Genomic DNA, 18,015 nt, shown 5'->3' with positions numbered 1-18,015 from the left:
CATTGCTCCCTCTAGCCGAGTCCCCCGCGTCCCAAACACCAGGTTCCGTCCGGTCTGACGAGCACTGATGCTAGAGCTTGCGGCAGCGACGACGGGGCGACCAACATCGTTTAAGCGTAGCCCGCTGACGCTCTATGCAGGCCAGACTCCTGGAGATTGGCACAGCCTATATCAGCCCTCTCCAAGGCGAGTGACTCACAGCGGTAGCCGGCGTCGGCGCCAGCGGCAGCAAGGGCAGCAGGGTCGCCTGGAAGGCGTGGTAGATGTCCGGCTTGCCCTCTGGCCAGTAGCGCGCACGGGGCTGGCTGCTCTCGTCGAGTTCGTGAATCCAGCCACCCCGCTGGTGATCGATGATGTGGCGATCGATGTAGGCCCACCAGGTGGCGTACCAGTCGGCGTACTGCTGACGCCCGGTGCGCACCAGCAACGCATGCGCCGCTCCGACCGCCTCGCTGGTGACCCAGTGGCGGCGGGCGGTGATCACCGGTCGCTTGTCCCAGTCCAGCGTGTAGACAAAGCCCGGCTGTCTATCGGCCTGCCAGCCGTACTTGGCGGCGGCGGCAAACAGCCCTTCGGCGTCTTGCAGCAACCAGGCCGGCGCGGGCCGTCCGTGCCTGAGGCACGACGCTTCGAGATTGAGCAACAGGCGCGACCATTCCAACGAGTGACCGGGCGTCAGCCCGAAGGGCCGAAACTGGTCGGCGGGCAGGTCCTTGTGAAAGTCGTAGAGCACCGTCATCTGGCGATCGAAGTGCTCGGGGACCAGGTAGTCGTGCTCGCGGGCATGGGTGTGAATAAAACGCTCGGCAATGGCCACGGCACGATCAAGCCAGCGTGTCTCTCCGGTAGCGTCACATAGCGCCAGATAGGCCTCCACCGAGTGCATGTTGCTGTTGGCACCGAGATAGTCGCCAAGCGCCGTCCAATCTCGCTCATAGCTTTCCAGACACAACCCCATGCTGTCCGACCAGAAGTGGCGATCGATGACGTCGATGGCCCGATCCAGCAGCTCGCGGGTGTCATCACTGCCCATCGCCATGTGCGCCGACGACGCGGCCAGGGCGACGAAGGCGTGGGTGTAGGCGTGCTTGATAGTCGGTGCACCGGGCACCAGCTGTCCCTGGTACCAGCCTCCATATTGCTCGTCAGCGAGCTGCCAGAGCCCAGCAATGCCGCGCTCCACCTTGGCACGGGCGAAGGGCACGCCAAGGCGGTGGGCAAGTGAAAACACATGGGTGAGTCGAGCCGTTTGCAGGGTCGTTACCGGCCGCGAGGCGTCCAGCTTACCTGTGACATCGAGCCAGCCGTAGCCTCCCTGCGGGTGGTCGGCGGCAGCACCGAATTCGAGCAGTCGCATCCCAGTCTTGGCGAGCCAGCGTCGATGTTCATCCGTGCGCAACAGACAGTCATCCGGTGCAGCAATGTAAGTGGGGTGTGGCATGGCGTCCTCCAGGGTGACGAATCAAGGCGGCGTGTCGAGATGAGACCAAAGTGCTATACGTCCAGGCCTGACATCGCGTTCTCGCTATCCTAGTATGACTACCATACAAGTCATATCAGACCAAAGCTCAAAGGCCGGACGCCTCAGAAGCGACAGGGCTGAAACGCTAAACGACAGGTAGGAGCCCCCATGCTGACCCCCGCAATCGCTGAACTCTGGGAACAGGATGCTGCTGGTGGATCGGTGCGTCAGCGACTTTATCGTGTGCTACGACTCGCCATCATCCGGATGCAATTCGCCCCTGGGCAGGCGCTGTCCGAGAAGGAGATCTCCGATGCCTTCTCCGTCAGCCGTCAGCCAGTGCGCGAAGCCTTCATTCGCCTGTCTGAAGCAGGCCTGGTCGACGTTCGCCCACAGCGCGGCACTTACGTTGTGGGCATCTCGCAGAAATCGGTGCGCGAAGCACGCTTCGTCAGAGAGGCAGTGGAAACAGCGGTCAGCGTCTCTGCCGCCAAGCAAGGGCTCACCGACAAGGTGATCTATGAGCTGCGAGACCTGATCGAGCGCCAGGTACGCTGCGCCAGCAGCGGACAGTATGACCAATTCTTCATTCTCGACGAGGACTTTCACCGCGTGCTCGCACTTGGTGCCGGACACGAAACCGCCTGGCGCGTCATCGAAGAGGTCAAGGCTCAGCTCGACCGGGTGCGCTACCTCAGTGTGCCCGACACCACTCCCTTCGAGAAGCTGGTTCAGCAACACGCCGATATCGTCGATGCCATCGAACGAAGAAATGAGGACGAAGCCCGCCAGGCCATGCTGGTGCATCAGAGTGAGATTCTCATCTCCCTGCCCCAGATGGTGCAGCGTTTCTCGTCGATCTTCGAGGACACCCACAGCAGCTAGTTATCGACCCGGCAGACGCCTCTCATGGGCAAGGGCCACTCGGCCTCTGTCCTGCGGCCTGCCGGGCCACTCCCCCGGAAACAACAGCAACGACAACACCAGAAGCGACAACAACAAGCAACAAGGAGACGCCACATGCTCAAGAAGTCTGTCATTCTCGCCGCTGCCGTCCTCAGCAGCACCCAGGCGCTGGCGGCCTACGAACTGAACCTGTCCACCGCCCAGAGCAGCCAGGACCCCATGGTCAAGGCGATGGAAAACGCCGCCGAACGAATCGAACAAAGAAGCGAGGGCGAAGTCACCCTGAACATCTTCTCCAGCAGCCAACTCGGCGCCGACAACGACATGATCGAGCAGATCCGCAACGGCGCCAACATCGCGGTACTGACGGACGCTGGCCGCCTGTCCGAGTTTCAACCCGAGCTCGGGATCCTGGCTGCGCCCTACCTGGTCGATAGCCACGAGGACTACGACCGCATCACCTCTTCCGAGCCCTACCTCGAGTGGGTCGAGCTGCTGGCGGAAAACACCGGCATGCGCCTGATGAACTACAACTGGTTCCAGGGCACCCGCCAGATGTTCACCCAGATGCCGATCGAAGGTCCCGAGGACCTGGAAGGTGTGCGCGTCCGCACCATCAACTCCCCGGGCTGGATCAAGACCATCGAGGGCATGGGTGCGACCCCGGTTCCGCTGCCCTGGTCGGAAATCTACTCGGCCATCCAGCTCGGCACCATCGACGGCGCCGAGGCCCAGTTGACCGGCGCCCACGGCCTGCGGCTTCAGGAAGTGACCAGTAACGTCACCCTGACCAATCACATCCACTTGATGACGGGCCTGCTGGTCTCCGAGCGCTGGTATCAGGAGCTACCCGACGAACTGCGCACCATGCTCGACGAAGAGCTCAAGAAGGCCGGCGACGAGGCCACCCAGATGACGGTCGACGCCCAGGCCGATGTGCGCAAGGAAATGGAAGAGGCCGGCGTCGAGTTCGCCGAGGTCGATACCGAACGATTCAGCAGCCAAATGCAGGCGGTCTACGACGACATGGGCTGGACCGATTTGCGCGAGCAACTCGCGCCTGTGCTCAGCGCCGGCGAGTAACCCCCCTTCGATACCAAGCGTCCACCGCTGCCGACTTCGGCAGCGGCTGGGGAGGCCACATGTGGAAGCTCTATGACACTTTCGAGGAGTGGCTGGCCGTCGTGCTGCTGTTTCTCACCGCGGCCAGCATCCTGTTCAGCGCTACCACCCGGGCCATGGGCAACCCCATGCTCGGCGGCGCTGAACTGGCCCAGCTGTTCTTTATCTGGGCCTGCATGTTTGGTGCAGATATCACCCTGAAGAAGGGAGGCCAGATCCGGGTCGATGCCCTGCTGACCCGGCTGCCCCGGTCGGGCCAGTGGCTGGCGAATCTGGTGACGGTGGGCCTGATGATCGTCTTTCTGGCTTGCCTGGCACGCTATGGCTTCTCGTTGGCGTTTTCCAACTGGCAGCGTCCCCTCGGCTTTGCCGGGATCAGCTACGGCTATGTGACGCTGGCATTGCCCGTAGGTGCCGTACTGATGATCGTCTCGCTGATCAGGCGGCTTGCCTCGGTGGGCATTGTTCAGGCGCTGGAGCCCGACAGCGACCAGCAGGAGCAACTTCTGTGACGACACTCGCTATTCTGATTCTCGGCCTGGTACTGATGGCCATCGGCATGCCGGTCGCCTTCGCCATCGGCATGGCCGGTTTTACCTATTTCCTGTTGCCCGAGACCTTCCTCCCGACCAGTACGGCGGTACAGCGGATCGTCTCGGCCAGTCAGTCCTTTCCGCTGCTGGCGGTGCCGCTGTTCATCCTGATCGGGCACCTGATGAACGCCAGCGGCATCACCCCACGCCTGCTGCGCCTGGCCACCCTGCTGACCGGCTGGATGACCGGCGGTCTGGCCCAGTCGAGCCTGGCCCTGAGCGCCATGATGGGCGGCATTTCCGGCTCGGCAGTGGCTGATGCGGCGATGCAGTCCCGGGTGCTGGGCGGCAACCTGATCGCGCGGGGCTATTCGCCTGGCTTTACCGCTGCCCTTTTGTCCATCGGCGGCCTGATCACCGCCACCATTCCGCCGAGTATCGGCCTGATCATTTACGGCTTCCTCGGAGAGGTGTCCATCGGCCGGCTATTCATCGCTGGTGTGGTGCCGGGCATCCTGTTGCTGGTAGCGCTGATGATCGCCACCAGCGTGATGTCGCACCGGCGCGGCTATGTGCCTGAACTCGAGAAGTCACCGTCGCTGGCCGAAGTCTGGCAGGCGACCAGGAGCAGCATCTGGGCGCTGCTGTTTCCCGTTTGGCTGCTGGTGGGCATCCGCTATGGCCTGTTCACCCCGTCCGAGGCCGGCGCCTTCGCCATCGTCTATGCCATCGTGGTGGGCTGCTTCATCCACCGGGAGCTGACCCTGTCGTCGATCATCGATGCCTTCCGTGCCGGTGTCCGCGACGTCGGCATGATCATGCTGATCATCATGTTCTCCGGCGCCATCAGCTACGTGGTGTCCTTCGAGCGGGTGCCGCAGACCATCACCGAGGTCACCCTCGGGGTGTTCGAAAGCCCCACCACCCTGCTGCTGGTGCTGTCGCTGTTGCTGATCGTCCTGGGCATGCTGCTGGAGGCGACGGTGGTCGTCATGCTGCTGGCGCCCATCCTGGTTCCGGTGATCAAGGCCGCCGGCATCGACCCGGTGCACTTTGGCCTGCTGATGATGACGCTGGTGACCTTCGGCGGCATGACGCCACCCGTCGGGGTGTCGATGTACACCGTGTGCGGCATCCTGCGCTGCTCGTTCATTGCCTACACCCGGGAACTGCTGCCCTTTGCCCTTGCCGTGTTCGCCGTGGTGCTGGCCATCATCTTCTTCCCGCAGATCGTGCTCTTCCTGCCCGACTATCTGATGGGGTAGCGGATGCACAAGAAACCAACTCAGCGGACGTATCAATCACCCGCATCACCCCATCGACCGAGCCCACGGGCTTTGCTCCGGGCCTATCTCCGGGACTGAGGTACACAACAAGATGACCCACTTCGTTGAAGCGCCGCACATCGCCTGCGACATCGGTATCGTCCACCTGGGGCTCGGCGCCTTCCACCGGGCCCACCAGGCGGTCTATCTGGCGCGCCATCTCGAGCGCAGCGGTGACACCGCCTGGGGGCTGTGCAGCGCCAACCTGCGCTCCAGCGTCGGCCTGGTTGATGGGCTGCGTGCCGCTGGCCACCGCTACCATGTGGCCGAATTTACCGATAGCAACAACGTCACGCTCAGAGAGATCGGCGTGATGCAAGAGACGCTGTTCACCGGCCGCGATAGCACAGGCCAGCAGGGCCGCGATCTGGAAGCGCTGCTGACGCGACTGGCGTCCTCCAAGGTACGCATTGTGACGCTGACGGTGACCGAGAAGGGCTACTTTCTCAGCCCGACCAGCGGCAATTTGCTCGTCGAAGACCCGATGATAGAGGCCGACATTGCCTCGCCAGACGCGCCGCAAACCGCCCCGGGTATCCTGGTCGAGGCGCTGGCCCGTCGCCGCGCCGCCGGTCTGTCCCCCTTCACCGTGCTGTCCTGCGACAATATGCCGGACAACGGTCGCCGCACCCGCAACGCCGTCGTACAGCTCGCCGCCCAGCGCGATAGCGAACTGGCCGACTGGATCAGCCATCGGGGGGCCTTTCCCTGCAGCATGGTCGACCGCATCGTACCCGCGATGACCGAGACCGACTTCGCCCGGCTGGGCGAGCTGGGTGTCGATGATCCCAACGCGGTGGTCTGCGAGGCCTTTTCTCAGTGGGTCATCGAGGATGATTTTCCCCAGGGTAGACCCGCCTGGGAAGCCGAGGGGGTCGAGATGGTCGCCGATGTGGCCCCCTTCGAGACCATGAAGCTACGCATGCTCAACGGCAGCCACTCGCTGCTGGCCTACCTGGGTGCCATCGATGGCATCGAGACGGTCTTTGAAGCGGTCAGCCGCCCCGAATTCCGCACCCTGCTGCGTCGCTACATGATGCAGGAGGCGGCGCCAACGCTGCACATGCCGGATGGGGTCGATCTCGAACGCTATGCCGACGATCTGCTGGCCAGATTCGCCAATGACAGCCTGCGCCACCGACTGGCGCAGATCGCCATGGACGGCAGCCAGAAGCTGCCCCAACGCTGGCTCCAAGGCGCCGTCACGCGGCTGCAGGACGGCCACGAGGTGCCCTGTACCGCACTGGGACTGGCCGCCTGGATACGCTACACCTCCGGCGTCTCGCTCGACGGCCGTCAACATGAGGTGAGCGATCCGCTGGCATCGCGCTTCCTCGCGCTACATGAACGTCACGGCGATGCCCCTGAAGCGCTGGTGGCAGCCTTTCTGGCACAGGAAGACATCATCCCTGTGGCCCTTACTGCACAGCAGGATGTTGTCGATGCTGTCACCGATGGTTACCGCCGACTGATCACTACCGGGCTTGCGGCGTCACTGAGCACCCTCTAGCCGGACTCGAGAAAAGGAGATTTTCATGCAACACACCTGGCGCTGGTTCGGCCCAAATGACCCGATCCGACTCGAGGAGATTCGCCAGACCGGCGCGACCGGCATTGTCACTGCGCTGCACGAGGTGCCCAACGACCAGGTCTGGTCCCGGCAGGCCATCGCCGAGCGCAAGCAGATGATCGAGGACGCAGGACTTGAATGGTCGGTGGTGGAGAGCGTGCCGGTGCATGAAGCGATCAAGAAAGGACTGCCGGAGCGCAACGCTCTGATCACTCGCTACTGCGACACCTTGCGCAATCTGGCAGCCTGCGGCATCGATACGGTGTGCTACAACTTCATGCCGGTGCTCGACTGGACCCGCACCGACTTGCGTTGGGCGATGCCGGATGGCGCCCTGGCGCTGCGCTTTGACCAGACAGCCTTCGCCGCCTTTGACCTCTACCTGCTCGCCAGACCTGGCGCCGAAGACGAGTACAGTGACGACGAGAAGACTGCCGCAAGGAGCTATCTCGATAGCCTGGACGCCGAGGCCCGCCAGTCCCTGGTCGACACCCTCATCGCTGGCCTACCCGGCGCCGAGGAGCATTACACCCTGGAGCGCTTTCGCGAGGTACTTGCTGGATACGAAGAGATCGACGCCGAGCGCCTGCGCGAGAATCTCGGCTATTTTCTGAAAGCCGTCATCCCGGTCGCCGAAGAACTCGGCATCCACATGGCGATCCACCCCGATGACCCGCCCCGACCGCTGCTGGGTCTGCCCCGTGTGGTCTCGACGGCGGCGGACGCCGAGTGGATCCTCGGGGCCGTCGACAGCCCGGCCAATGGTCTGACATTGTGCACCGGCTCCTACGGCGTGCTCGCCGCCAATGACCTGGCCGACATGGTCAAACGCTTCGGTCCCAGGATTCACTTTGTGCACCTGCGCTCGACCCGGCGCGAGTCCCCCGACCCTCGCTCCTTCCACGAGGCGCCGCATCTGAACGGTGACGTCGACATGGTCGCGGTGATCAAGGCGCTGGTGGCCGAGGAACGCCGCCGCGAGCGCGACGGCGGCCGCCGGCTTCCGCTACGTCCCGACCACGGCCATCACATCCTCGACGATCAGCACCGCGCCACCGCCCCTGGCTACCCGCTCTACGGTAGACTGCGCGGATTGGCAGAGCTGCGTGGCGTCGAGACCGCCGTGCGTCAGCTCACTTGACGCTCAGGTAGCCCATGGGAGGTGACGGCGTAGATGCCAAGCCTAGAGGGTGCACCCCGCCACGACGCAAACCACCGGACGGGGAGCCCTTCCCCGTCTGGTGGGCTCAAGACAATACCCTGAGCAGACATCCTCTCAGGTCGGCAGATACTCCTCGCTCCAGCTCTCCGACACGACGCCTTCGGTGATCAACCGCTCGATCTCCTCGGGGCTGTGCCCCAACTCCTCCAGTACCTGACGGCTCGAACTACCGTATTTCTCCGACGGCGCCAGCGGATAGATGCGCCCTCGCTTGGGACGGATGGCATAGGGGTCAAGCTGCGTAATGACATGACCGCTGGGGTGCTCGTCGTAGACGGTGAAGGAATAGCTGCCACGATCGATGCCCGGGGTATTGTCCCAGCGCCGCGAATTGTAGGAGCGCAGGGCCTCGATGTTCTCGCACACCGCCGCAGCGATGCCGGCCTTCTGCAGCCGCTCCACCCAGTCGGTGGCCACCGCATTGATAAAGCGAGGTGCCAGATAGGCCGCTCGCTCCTCCGGAGCCACATCGACCACCCCTTCGATCCCCGGTACCAGGGCGAACTTGTGCAGGTCCCGCTCGTAGGCGCTGATCAGCACTACCCCGTCGGCGGTGAAATAGAAGCGCGACAGATCGTCGTAGCCGTTGAGTTCACGACCAGAGGGCTCGTCGAACAGGCCGCGCCGCTCGTAGTCGTAGCAGAACGGCATCTGGGCCAGGCCGCTGAGCGCCGACAGCGAGGTCTTGACCCGGCTGACCCGGCGGGTGCGCAGCTTCTGGTACAGAGCAGTGGCGACACCAAGCGAGGCACCGAAGCCGCACATCACGTCGATGGTGCCGACGTGGGCATGCTCTTCCGGCGTATCCATGCTGCCCCCGAAGCGCAGCATGATGCCGGTGGTGGCCTGCACCAGATCATCGTAGCCCAGGTAGTTGGTCCGGGGACCCGGCTTGACCCCGCTGAAGCAGTCGAGCTGGCAGAAGATCGCCTCGGGATTGATGCGCTGCATGTCTGCCTCGGTCAGCCCCATCCGCTCCACCTGCTTGTCGGTGGCATTCCACACCACCACGTCGCTCTGGCGGATCAGCTCATCTAGGATGTCACGCCCCCGAGGCACCTGAATATCGGTCAGCATGGAGCGCTTGGAACGCATATGCGACAGGCCGAAGATGACCGTGTTCCAGCAGTCGTAGAAGGGCTTGGCGGGGTCCACCTTGATGATGTCGGCACCGAAGCGTGCCAGAAAGGCCACCGAGTGGGGACCGGCGATGACGTTGCACAGATCCAGCACCTTGACGCCTTCGAGCCAGCCGTCCTTGGCGTTACGGGCACGTACCCGAGGCAGCTTGGTCTCGATGCGATGCAGCACCGCCAGCGCCTGGTCGAACGATACCCAGCGGCGCGGCGTCGGGGTGAGCATTTCATGGCCGCTGTCGTGCAGCCAGACCATCGGGCCGGGTTGGGTCATCAGGCCGAATTCGGGATCGTCCACTTCGATCATCAGCCCAGCGGTCTCGGCGTGGTCGTCGTGGATCCACTCCTGCAGCCAGCGCTGCGGTGCGCCGGGGAACTTGCCTCGGCCGAAGATCTTTTCCCACTCCTTGGAGGTGCGGGTCAGGAAGACCTCCTTCATGCGCGCGGCGATATGATCCGCCCAACGCTTAGGCAGTGGGTAGACGCCAAGCGACACGTCACTCTGCCACTGGCTGGTGGGCGCATAGGTGTCGGGCTCTTCCACCAGCCCCTCCTCCACCAACTCATCGTAGAGACCAAGCACCTTGAGGCAGCGCTTGGCGTGCTCCTTGTGACTCGGACAGACCACGTAAAACATGCGCCCGTCCTTGCACTTGTAGCTGCGATAGAAGGGGTCGAGCAGCTCCTGCAGTTCGTCGTAGTCCAGGTTCATCGGCGCGCCTTCGATGCGGCGACGCTCGATCTCCTTCTCGCGCTGGGTCTTGTAGCGTTCCGGCTGGCCCTCGATCTTGATGGAGTTGTAGCAGAGGCCTTCCATCAGGGCGCAGGCGATGGGGACTTCGATCTCGTCGCCGAGACCGGTACGCTCACGCGCCTGCAGCGCCAGGGTGACGGCGGTAGCCGCCAGCATGGTGCCGTAGGCCGAGCCCAGCGGCAGCGGCGAGAAGGACGGGTTGATGCCCATCAATACCCGGTTCAGCCCCATGTCGGTAAACACCCCCGAGTGGGCGGCGATGACGCTCTCGAAGGCCCGCCAGTCACGGCGCAGTTCGTCGTTGGAGGCAAATCCCGGCATCGACAGGGTGATCAGCTCCGGGCGCTCTTCGCGCAGCGCAGCGAAGTCGATGCCCAGGCGCTGCATGACACCGGGCCGGAAACTCTCGATCACGATGTCGGCCTCTTCGATCAGCGTCAGCGCCTGTTCGAGGCCCTCGGCGGTCTTGAGATCGATCGTCACGATCAGCTTGTTGCGCTGCAAGGTGGCGTTGGCCGGTGACTCCCACATGGGCCCCGCGGGCGGGTCCACGTGAATGACCGTGGCGCCAAGGTCGGCAAGGATCATCGCCACCGCAGGGCCGGCCATGTACTGACCGAAGTCGATGACCTTGACGTCCTTGAGCGGCAGTTGGGAATGAGGATTCGGTGACATCGGGGTCTTCCTGTAGAGCAAGGGTGGCAACGGGAGGAGGCCTAAGCCCCCTCGGTGACGTCAGTGTTTGCCGTCTTCGATGACCAGGTGGGGTTCAAGGACCTTCTTGGCGAAGTCCTGGCGCAGCCAGCGCACCAGAGACCAGGCCAGGATCGCTAGCACGGGGATCATCGGCAGCGCCACCACAATGGTGGAGGTCTGTACCGGCTTGAGCCCGCCAAGTTGAATCAGCGCCACTCCGACGCCGGCGATCAGAAACGCCCAGATCAGGCGGATCTTGCGCTGCGGCTCCTGATAGCCGGACAACTTGCGCGAGGTCACCGATGCCAGCACATAGGCAGAGCTATCCAGGGTCGTCGCCAGGAAGATGAAGCACAGCAGCACAAACAAGGTGGTAATCAGGCCGGACATCGGCAGGGTACCGAGGATCGCCTCGACGGCAGCGGGGATGCCCCCAGCCGACAGAATGGCCGCCACATCCAGGGCGCCGGAGATCTGCAGGTCCAGCGCGTAGCCGCCCCACACCGCAAAGAACACCCAGCATCCCAGGGAACCGAACACCATTTCGGCGATGATCAGCTCTCGGATGGTGCGACCGCGCGAGATGCGGGCGACGAACAGGCCCATCATCGGGGCGTAGGCAATCCACCAGGCCCAGTAGAACACCGTCCAGTCGCGCCAGAAGCTCGAATCCCCCACCGGGTCGGTCCACATGCTCATGGGCACGAAATTGGAAACCATCTTGCCGAGGCTGTTGACCCAGCCTTCCACCATGAATAGGGAGTCACCCACCACCAGGGTGAACACCAGCAGAACTCCCGCCAGCAGCACGTTGATGTCCGACAGGATCTTGATGCCCTTGGCCAGGCCGAACCACACGCTGGCGGAGAAGATAGCCGTCCAGATCAGCAGCACCGCGATATCCAGCATGAATGACGGCGACACCCCGAGCAGGCCGCTCAGCAGCTGCGATACCAGGGGAACCGCAAGCCCCAGCGAGGTACCGACACCACCGACGATACCGAAAACCACCACCGCATCCAGTAGCGCGCCCCACCAGCCATCGGCATGACGGCCCATCACCCCCCGCGCGGCCACGGACAGCCTGACGCCGGGACGGTTGTGGACGAACATCGAGTAGGCGATCGGGATGGCCGGCAGGCAATAGAAGGCCCAGGGCGTGAAGCCCCAGTGGAACTGGCCGTAGGTCAAGGCCCATTCTGCCGCCTCCTGGGAACGTGGTTCGACGCCAAAAGGTGGGCCAGTAAAGTAGTAGATGGGTTCGACCCAGGCCCAGTTGACGATGGCAATGCCGATGCCCCCGGCAAAGATCATCGCCACCCAGCTGAAGTAGGAGAACTCGGGCTTGTCATCGGGGCCGCCGAGTCGCACGTTGCCGTAGCGGCTGATGGCCAGTCCCACCAGAAAGACCACCACGGCGATGCCGGCAAGCAGATACAGCCAGCCGAAGCGCCCGGTGGCGAAGGCGAAGGCCGCATTGACCAGTGCGGCTCCCGACTCTGGAAATAAAATGATAGGCAGCATTAGACCCGCGATGACCAGCACGGCGGGCACGAAGACCCGCAGATCGAGCCGGTCGGCGTGTTGATCGGAGTGAGACTCTGGCGCGTTCATCAGGGATACCTTTATCGTTTGTTGTTGTGACGCTGGCTGCGCAGAACGCCGGTGTCAGCCGCCGGCCTCGAGCATCCAGCCTGCCGCTCGCTCGGCGATCATCAAGGTAGGCGAGTTAGTGTTGCCGCTGGTGATGGTCGGCATGACGCCGGCGTCCGCCACCCGCAGCCCCTGGATCCCCCTCACCCGCAAGCGCGAGTCGACCACCGCCATGGGGTCGTCGGCCTGTCCCATCCGGGTGGTACCGACCGGGTGAAAGATGGTGGTGCCGATGTCTCCGGCGAGCCGCCACAACTCCTCATCGGTCTGGTACTGGACGCCGGGCTTGACCTCTTCCGGTTCGTACTTGGCGAAGGCCTGCTGCTCGGCGATCCTGCGGGTGACGCGCAGCGAGTCCGCCGCCACCCGCCGGTCCTCGTCGGTGCTCAGGTAGTTGGGGGCGATGGACGGCGCCTGGGCCGGGTCGGCGCTCTGGATCCTGACGCTGCCGCGGCTGGTCGGATTCAGGTTGCAGACGCTGGCGGTCACCGCCGGATAGGGATGCAACGGCTGACCGAAGGCCTCCAGGCTCAGGGGCTGGACGTGGTACTGGATGTTGGGGTGCTCATGCTCGTCGCTGCTGCGGGTGAAGATGCCGAGCTGCGACGGTGCCATGCTCATCGGGCCGGTGCGCTTGAGCAGGTACTCCACCCCGATACCGGCCTTGCCCCACAGGGTGCTGGCCATGGTGTTGAGGGTCTTGGCGCCCTTGACCCGATACACCGAGCGAATCTGCAGGTGGTCCTGCAGGTTCTCGCCGACCCCCGGCAGTTCGTGGACGACGTCGATGCCGTGCTGCTTGAGCAGCTCACCGGGCCCGATGCCGGAGAGCTGCAGGATCTGGGGAGAACCGATGGCGCCGGCGGACAGCACCACCTCACGGTGCGCCCTGGCCACCTGGGTGGTGCCCTCGCGCTTGACCTCGACCCCTTCACAGCGCTTCTCGCCGTCAGTCTCGCCGCCCGCGACGATCAGCCGGTTGACCTGGGTGGAGTGCCACAGGGTCAGGTTCGGCCGCTTGAGCGCCGGACGCAGAAACGCCTTGGCGGTGTTCCAGCGCCAGCCGGAGCGCTGATTGACCTCGAAGTAATCGACGCCTTCGTTGCTGCCACGGTTGAAGTCCTGGGTACGTGGAATCCCCGCCTGGACCGCCGCCTCGGCGAAGTCATCCAGCACCTGCCAGTTCAACCGCTGCTTTTCGATGCGCCACTCGCCACCGTGACCGTGAAAGTCCCGGTGGGCGGCGTCGGCGTCACCGCCCTCGTCCAGGCGATAATGATCCTCGTGCTGGATGAAAGCCGGCAGGCAGTGCTCCCAACGCCACTGCTCGTCGCCGGTGACGTCGGCCCAGTGGTTGTAGTCCCGGGCCTGGCCGCGCATGTAGATCATGCCGTTGATGCTCGAGCAGCCACCGAGCGTCTTGCCGCGCGGGTACAGCAGCGAGCGTCCGTTGAGGCCCGCGTCTGGATCGGTGCGAAAGCGCCAGTCTGTGCGCGGGTTGTCGATGCAGTACAGGTAGCCCACCGGTACGTGGATCCAGTGGTAGTTGTCGCGACCACCGGCCTCGATCAGCAGCACCCGGTTGTTCGGGTCGGCGCTCAAGCGATTGGCCAGCAGGCACCCGGCGGTGCCTGCTCCGACCACGATATAGTCAAACTCGCTGTCGTATTGTTGTGCGGTTGTCATCGCGAATCCCTCGGTTCAGGGCATTATTTGGCGGTCGGCATCACGAACTCCGCGCCCGCCTCGATGGAGTCGGACCAGCGCTGCATGATCGACTTCTGCTTGGTGTAGAAGCGCACGCCCTCTTCGCCGTAGGCATGCATGTCGCCAAACAGCGAACGCTTCCAGCCACCGAAGCCATGCCACGCCATGGGCACCGGGATCGGAACATTGATACCGACCATGCCCACCTGGATACGACGACCGAACTCGCGGGCCACCTTGCCGCTCTCGGTGAAGCAGCTGACGCCGTTGCCGAACTCATGGTCGTTGATCAGCTCGATGGCGGTGGCCACGTCCGGCACGCGCACGCAGGCCAGCACCGGGCCGAAGATCTCCTCGCGGTAGATCGTCATCTCTGGCGTCACGTGATCGAACAGGGTGCCGCCCATCCAGAAGCCCTCGCTGCAGCCTTCACCGGTATGGCTGGCGTCGAAGTCGCGGCCATCAACTACCAGCTCGGCACCCTCCTCGACGCCCTTGTCGATATAGCCGGTAATCCGCTGGTGGGCCTGGGCGGTGACGATGGGTCCCATCTCGGCGTCCAGCTGCATGCCGTCCTTGACCTTGAGGTTGCGTGCCCGCTCGGCGACCCGCGCCACCACATCGTCGGCCACATCACCGACCAGCACCGCCACACTGATGGCCATGCAACGCTCGCCGGCGGAGCCATAGGCCGCACCGATCAGCGCATCCACCGCCTTGTCGAGATCAGCGTCGGGCATCACCACCATATGGTTCTTGGCGCCACCAAGGGCCTGCACACGCTTGCCGAGGGCAGCACCACGCTGATAGATCAGGTTGGCGATGGGGGTGGAACCGACGAAGGACAGCGCCTTGACGTCAGGATGATCGATCAGCGCGTCCACCGTTTCCTTGCCGCCCTGGACCACGTTGAACACACCGTCGGGCAGCCCGGCCTGCTTGAGCAGGTCCGCCATCATCAGCGAGGCGCTGGGATCGGTGGGGCTGGGCTTGAGGATAAAGCTGTTGCCGGCGGCGATGGCGACCGGGAACATCCACATCGGCACCATGGCCGGGAAATTGAACGGCGTAATGCCGGCGACCACGCCTAGCGGCTGACGCAGGGTCCAGTTGTCGATGCCGGTGCTGACCTGGTCGGTGAAGTCGCCCTTGAGCAGCTGCGGTATACCACAGGCGAACTCGACGATGTCGATACCCCGTGCCACCTCGCCCTGGGCGTCGGTGAAGACCTTGCCGTGCTCACGGGTGATCGCCTCGGCCAGGGCATCCTTGTTGGCGTTGAGCAATTCGAGGAAGCGGAACATCACCCGGGCGCGACGGATGGGCGGGGTGTCGGCCCAGCTCGGGAAGGCCGCCTTGGCCACCTCCACCGCCTTGTCGATCTCGTTGGCGGAAGCCAACGCCACGCGCCCGCTGACCTGGCCGGTCGCCGGGTTGTAGACGTCCTGATGGCCCAGGGATGCACCTTCGTCTCTCTGGCCGCCGATAAAGTGAGGAATCGTCGAGGTCATGGGGTACTCCTTTATAAGCATTGTTTAAGTAAATCGAGCCTGGGCGTCTGCAAAAAGGTGTCCAGCCTGCTCGTCTTGTCGCTGTACAGCCTATCGCTGATGGGGATCGGAGCAATTGAGTTATTTGGAACCCAGATATAAAGTTTTCAAATATCACGCTCGATTAAAGGAAGGCGCCATGCAGGACTACCCCACACTGCGAGCATTCGTCACGGTAGCGCGCCTCGGCAGCGTCTCTCGGGCCGCCGAGGCACTGCACCTCACCCAGCCGGCGATTAGCCTAAAGTTGAAGCAGCTGCAGGCAACGCTGGGTCTGACGCTGTTCCACCGCCGCCCCCAGGGACTGGAGCTGACCGCGGACGGTCAGGCACTGCTGCCCACCGCCGAGAAGGCGCTGGAGAGCGCCCGGGTGTTCGATCAGATGGCCCGCTCACTGCACACGACGGTGCGCGGTCTGCTGAGAATCGGCACCATCATCGATCCTGAGTTCATCCGCCTGGGCAGCTTCCTCAAGGTACTGGTCGAGCGCGCGCCGCAACTCGAAACTGAGCTGCGTCATGGCATGAGTGGTGTCGCCCTGTCACGGGTCGAGCGAGGGGAGCTGGACGCGGCCTTCTATCTGGCGCCACCAGGTGTCGGTGCCAGCAGCACCTCACCGGCGCTGGCACACGTTGAACTGACGCACTTTCGCTATCATGTGGTGGCCCCATCTGGCTGGGAGTCACGGGTTGCGGACACGGCATGGCCCGTCCTGGCCAGCCTGCCCTGGATCGTCACACCGGCAGATTCAGTGCACCATCGCCTGCTCAAGCGCGCCATGCAGCAAAGCGGCGTGACGCCCAGGCGGGTCGCCCAGGTCGACCAGGAAGCCTGCATGCTCGACCTGGTACGCGCCGGAGTGGGACTTAGCCTGGCCCGTGATTCGCTAGCCCTGGCCGAGCGCCAACGCAGCGGCCTGACCATCGTCGAGGGAGTGGCGCTGGACTGTGCGCTCTGTTTCATCTGGCGGCGAGAACGTACCGCTGACGCTCCACTGCAAGCGGCGCTGGAAACCCTTGAACAGGTCTGGCCCAGTCGGCCCCACTAACCACCGCCGGCTGGAAGCACCTACACAGAGATCAGTGACGAGGCTCGCTTAAAGGCGCCCAGGCCCGCGGCTAGTTTAAGGCGCCCGAGGACGCGCCTAGCTTAAGGCGCCCAGGGACGCGGCTAGTTTTAAGGCGCCCGAGGACGCGCCTAGTTTAAGGCGCCCGAGGACACGCCTAGTTTAAGGCGCCAGAGGACGCGCCTTGTCAGCGACGCCGAACCACGCGCCCTTGCAAGGGGATGTGGCGTGCTTCTTTGGGCGCAGACCCGGCGCCTAACCGGCTGCCAGCGGTGATACCATCAAGCACTCTTCCGCCTGGACGAAGGAACGCCCCATGACTGACCTGTCTCGCTTTCCGATTACCCAGAAATGGCCCCCCAGTCACCCGGATCGCCTCCAGCTCTACTCCCTGCCGACGCCCAATGGCGTCAAGATATCGATCATGCTGGAAGAAATCGGGCTGGCCTACGAGGCTCACCGAATCAACTTCGACAGCAAGGACCAGCACTCTCCGGAGTTTCTCTCTCTCAGTCCCAACAACAAGATTCCGGCGATCCTCGACCCGGACGGGCCGGAGGGCAAGCCACTCACGCTGTTCGAGTCAGGAACCATTCTGCTCTATCTCGCCGACAAGAGCGGGCAACTGCTGCCACAGTCCCCCCAGGCGTACTATCAGGCCCTTCAATGGCTGATGTTTCAGGTTGGCGGCGTCGGTCCCATGTTTGGCCAGGTCGGTTTCTTCCATTTCTTCGGCGGTAAGGAGTTCGAGGACAAGCGACCCTTGCAGCGCTACCTCGACGAGGCCCGACGGCTGCTCGGTGTGCTCGACAAGCAGCTGGAAGACCGCCAATGGGTGCTGGGAGATGACTACTCGATAGCGGATATCGCAATCTTCCCATGGGTGCGTAACCTGGTTGAGCGTTACGGTGCCGGCGAGCTGGTCGGCTACGACGACTTCCTCCAGGTCAAGCGGGGACTCAGCGCCTTCCTCGAGCGTCCAGCAGTGCAACGCGGCCTGACGGTCCCTAGCTAAAGCCCTCCCGCCGGCAACATAGTTCTCCAACTACGACTCGGCGGGCTCAAACTACAAGCGGTCTTTTATACCGTCAGGGCCATAGCGCGAAGGGAAGAAAGGAGGAAAAGCGAGGGTGGCAAAGAGAGAGGACAAAGAGAAGGGGTAAAGAGGGACCAAGAACGAAGCCCTAACAGTGAGATCTGGAAACGTAAAAGACAATTAGGGTTGGTGAGAGCGGGTGAGAGATGACGTGTACAGCACAATAAGCCGATAATCCCGTTGAGCGGCTCCGACCGGGCCGCCAGCTGTACACTAT

Annotated in this window: 13 protein-coding genes; 8 read left to right on the top strand and 5 right to left on the bottom strand. The window is 63.6% G+C overall.

Annotated features, from left to right (window positions below; all coding sequences use genetic code 11):
* Nucleotides 1–166: 166 nt before the first annotated feature.
* Nucleotides 167–1,441 carry an AGE family epimerase/isomerase gene (locus tag KUV41_RS00650; RefSeq protein ID WP_222483689.1) on the bottom strand — a complete coding sequence of 425 codons (1,275 nt, stop codon included), beginning with the start codon at nucleotides 1,439–1,441 and terminating at the stop codon, nucleotides 167–169.
* A 189-nt stretch (nucleotides 1,442–1,630) separates the two neighbouring features.
* On the opposite strand from KUV41_RS00650, the gene KUV41_RS00645 reads away from it, so the two are divergent.
* The 6 genes from KUV41_RS00645 to uxuA all read left to right on the top strand — a co-directional run bounded on the left by KUV41_RS00645 (nucleotide 1,631) and on the right by uxuA (nucleotide 8,059).
* A complete protein-coding gene (locus tag KUV41_RS00645) occupies nucleotides 1,631–2,347 on the top strand; it encodes a GntR family transcriptional regulator (protein WP_206944305.1) in 717 nt (238 codons plus the stop codon).
* Nucleotides 2,348–2,482: 135 nt separating this feature from the next.
* On the top strand, nucleotides 2,483–3,451 hold the full coding sequence (locus KUV41_RS00640; RefSeq protein WP_222483687.1) for a C4-dicarboxylate TRAP transporter substrate-binding protein: 969 nt from the start codon (nucleotides 2,483–2,485) through the stop codon (nucleotides 3,449–3,451).
* 59 nt (nucleotides 3,452–3,510) lie between these two features.
* A complete protein-coding gene (locus tag KUV41_RS00635) occupies nucleotides 3,511–4,002 on the top strand; it encodes a TRAP transporter small permease (protein ID WP_206944307.1) in 492 nt (163 codons plus the stop codon).
* On the top strand, nucleotides 3,999–5,288 hold the full coding sequence (locus tag KUV41_RS00630) for a TRAP transporter large permease (RefSeq protein WP_222483686.1): 1,290 nt from the start codon (nucleotides 3,999–4,001) through the stop codon (nucleotides 5,286–5,288). Before KUV41_RS00635 ends, KUV41_RS00630 begins: the two co-directional genes overlap by 4 nt.
* Nucleotides 5,289–5,400: 112 nt before the next feature.
* Nucleotides 5,401–6,858 (top strand): mannitol dehydrogenase family protein, encoded by a 1,458-nt coding sequence (locus KUV41_RS00625; RefSeq protein WP_222483680.1) that lies wholly within the window; start codon nucleotides 5,401–5,403, stop codon nucleotides 6,856–6,858.
* Between the two features lie 25 nt (nucleotides 6,859–6,883).
* Nucleotides 6,884–8,059 carry a mannonate dehydratase gene (gene uxuA, locus KUV41_RS00620; RefSeq protein ID WP_206944312.1) on the top strand — a complete coding sequence of 392 codons (1,176 nt, stop codon included), beginning with the start codon at nucleotides 6,884–6,886 and terminating at the stop codon, nucleotides 8,057–8,059.
* Nucleotides 8,060–8,194: 135 nt separating this feature from the next.
* Here uxuA and KUV41_RS00615 read toward each other — a convergent pair whose 3' ends face one another.
* From KUV41_RS00615 to KUV41_RS00600, 4 genes are read right to left on the bottom strand one after another with little or no spacing between them, the layout of a single operon-like run.
* Nucleotides 8,195–10,705, bottom strand: a complete 2,511-nt coding sequence (locus KUV41_RS00615; RefSeq protein WP_222483679.1) for a CoA transferase — start codon at nucleotides 10,703–10,705, stop codon at nucleotides 8,195–8,197.
* A gap of 60 nt (nucleotides 10,706–10,765) precedes the next feature.
* Nucleotides 10,766–12,340 carry a BCCT family transporter gene (locus KUV41_RS00610; RefSeq protein WP_222483678.1) on the bottom strand — a complete coding sequence of 525 codons (1,575 nt, stop codon included), beginning with the start codon at nucleotides 12,338–12,340 and terminating at the stop codon, nucleotides 10,766–10,768.
* Between the two features lie 54 nt (nucleotides 12,341–12,394).
* The gene (locus tag KUV41_RS00605; RefSeq protein WP_222483677.1) at nucleotides 12,395–14,065 is read right to left on the bottom strand and encodes a GMC family oxidoreductase; all 1,671 of its coding nucleotides are present in this window, start codon (nucleotides 14,063–14,065) and stop codon (nucleotides 12,395–12,397) included.
* Nucleotides 14,066–14,088: 23 nt separating this feature from the next.
* On the bottom strand, nucleotides 14,089–15,597 hold the full coding sequence (locus KUV41_RS00600; RefSeq protein ID WP_222483676.1) for a CoA-acylating methylmalonate-semialdehyde dehydrogenase: 1,509 nt from the start codon (nucleotides 15,595–15,597) through the stop codon (nucleotides 14,089–14,091).
* Between the two features lie 178 nt (nucleotides 15,598–15,775).
* Between KUV41_RS00600 and KUV41_RS00595 the strand changes: the two genes are divergently transcribed.
* Nucleotides 15,776–16,684 (top strand): LysR family transcriptional regulator, encoded by a 909-nt coding sequence (locus KUV41_RS00595; protein WP_222164354.1) that lies wholly within the window; start codon nucleotides 15,776–15,778, stop codon nucleotides 16,682–16,684.
* 334 nt (nucleotides 16,685–17,018) lie between these two features.
* Nucleotides 17,019–17,717 (top strand): glutathione S-transferase C-terminal domain-containing protein, encoded by a 699-nt coding sequence (locus tag KUV41_RS00590; protein WP_206944323.1) that lies wholly within the window; start codon nucleotides 17,019–17,021, stop codon nucleotides 17,715–17,717.
* Nucleotides 17,718–18,015: the final 298 nt, after the last annotated feature.

Source organism: Halomonas sp. DP8Y7-1, assembly GCF_019801685.1.
Taxonomy (GTDB): Bacteria; Pseudomonadota; Gammaproteobacteria; order Pseudomonadales; family Halomonadaceae; genus Halomonas; species Halomonas litopenaei_A.
This window is presented reverse-complemented; position numbering and strand designations above follow the sequence as displayed.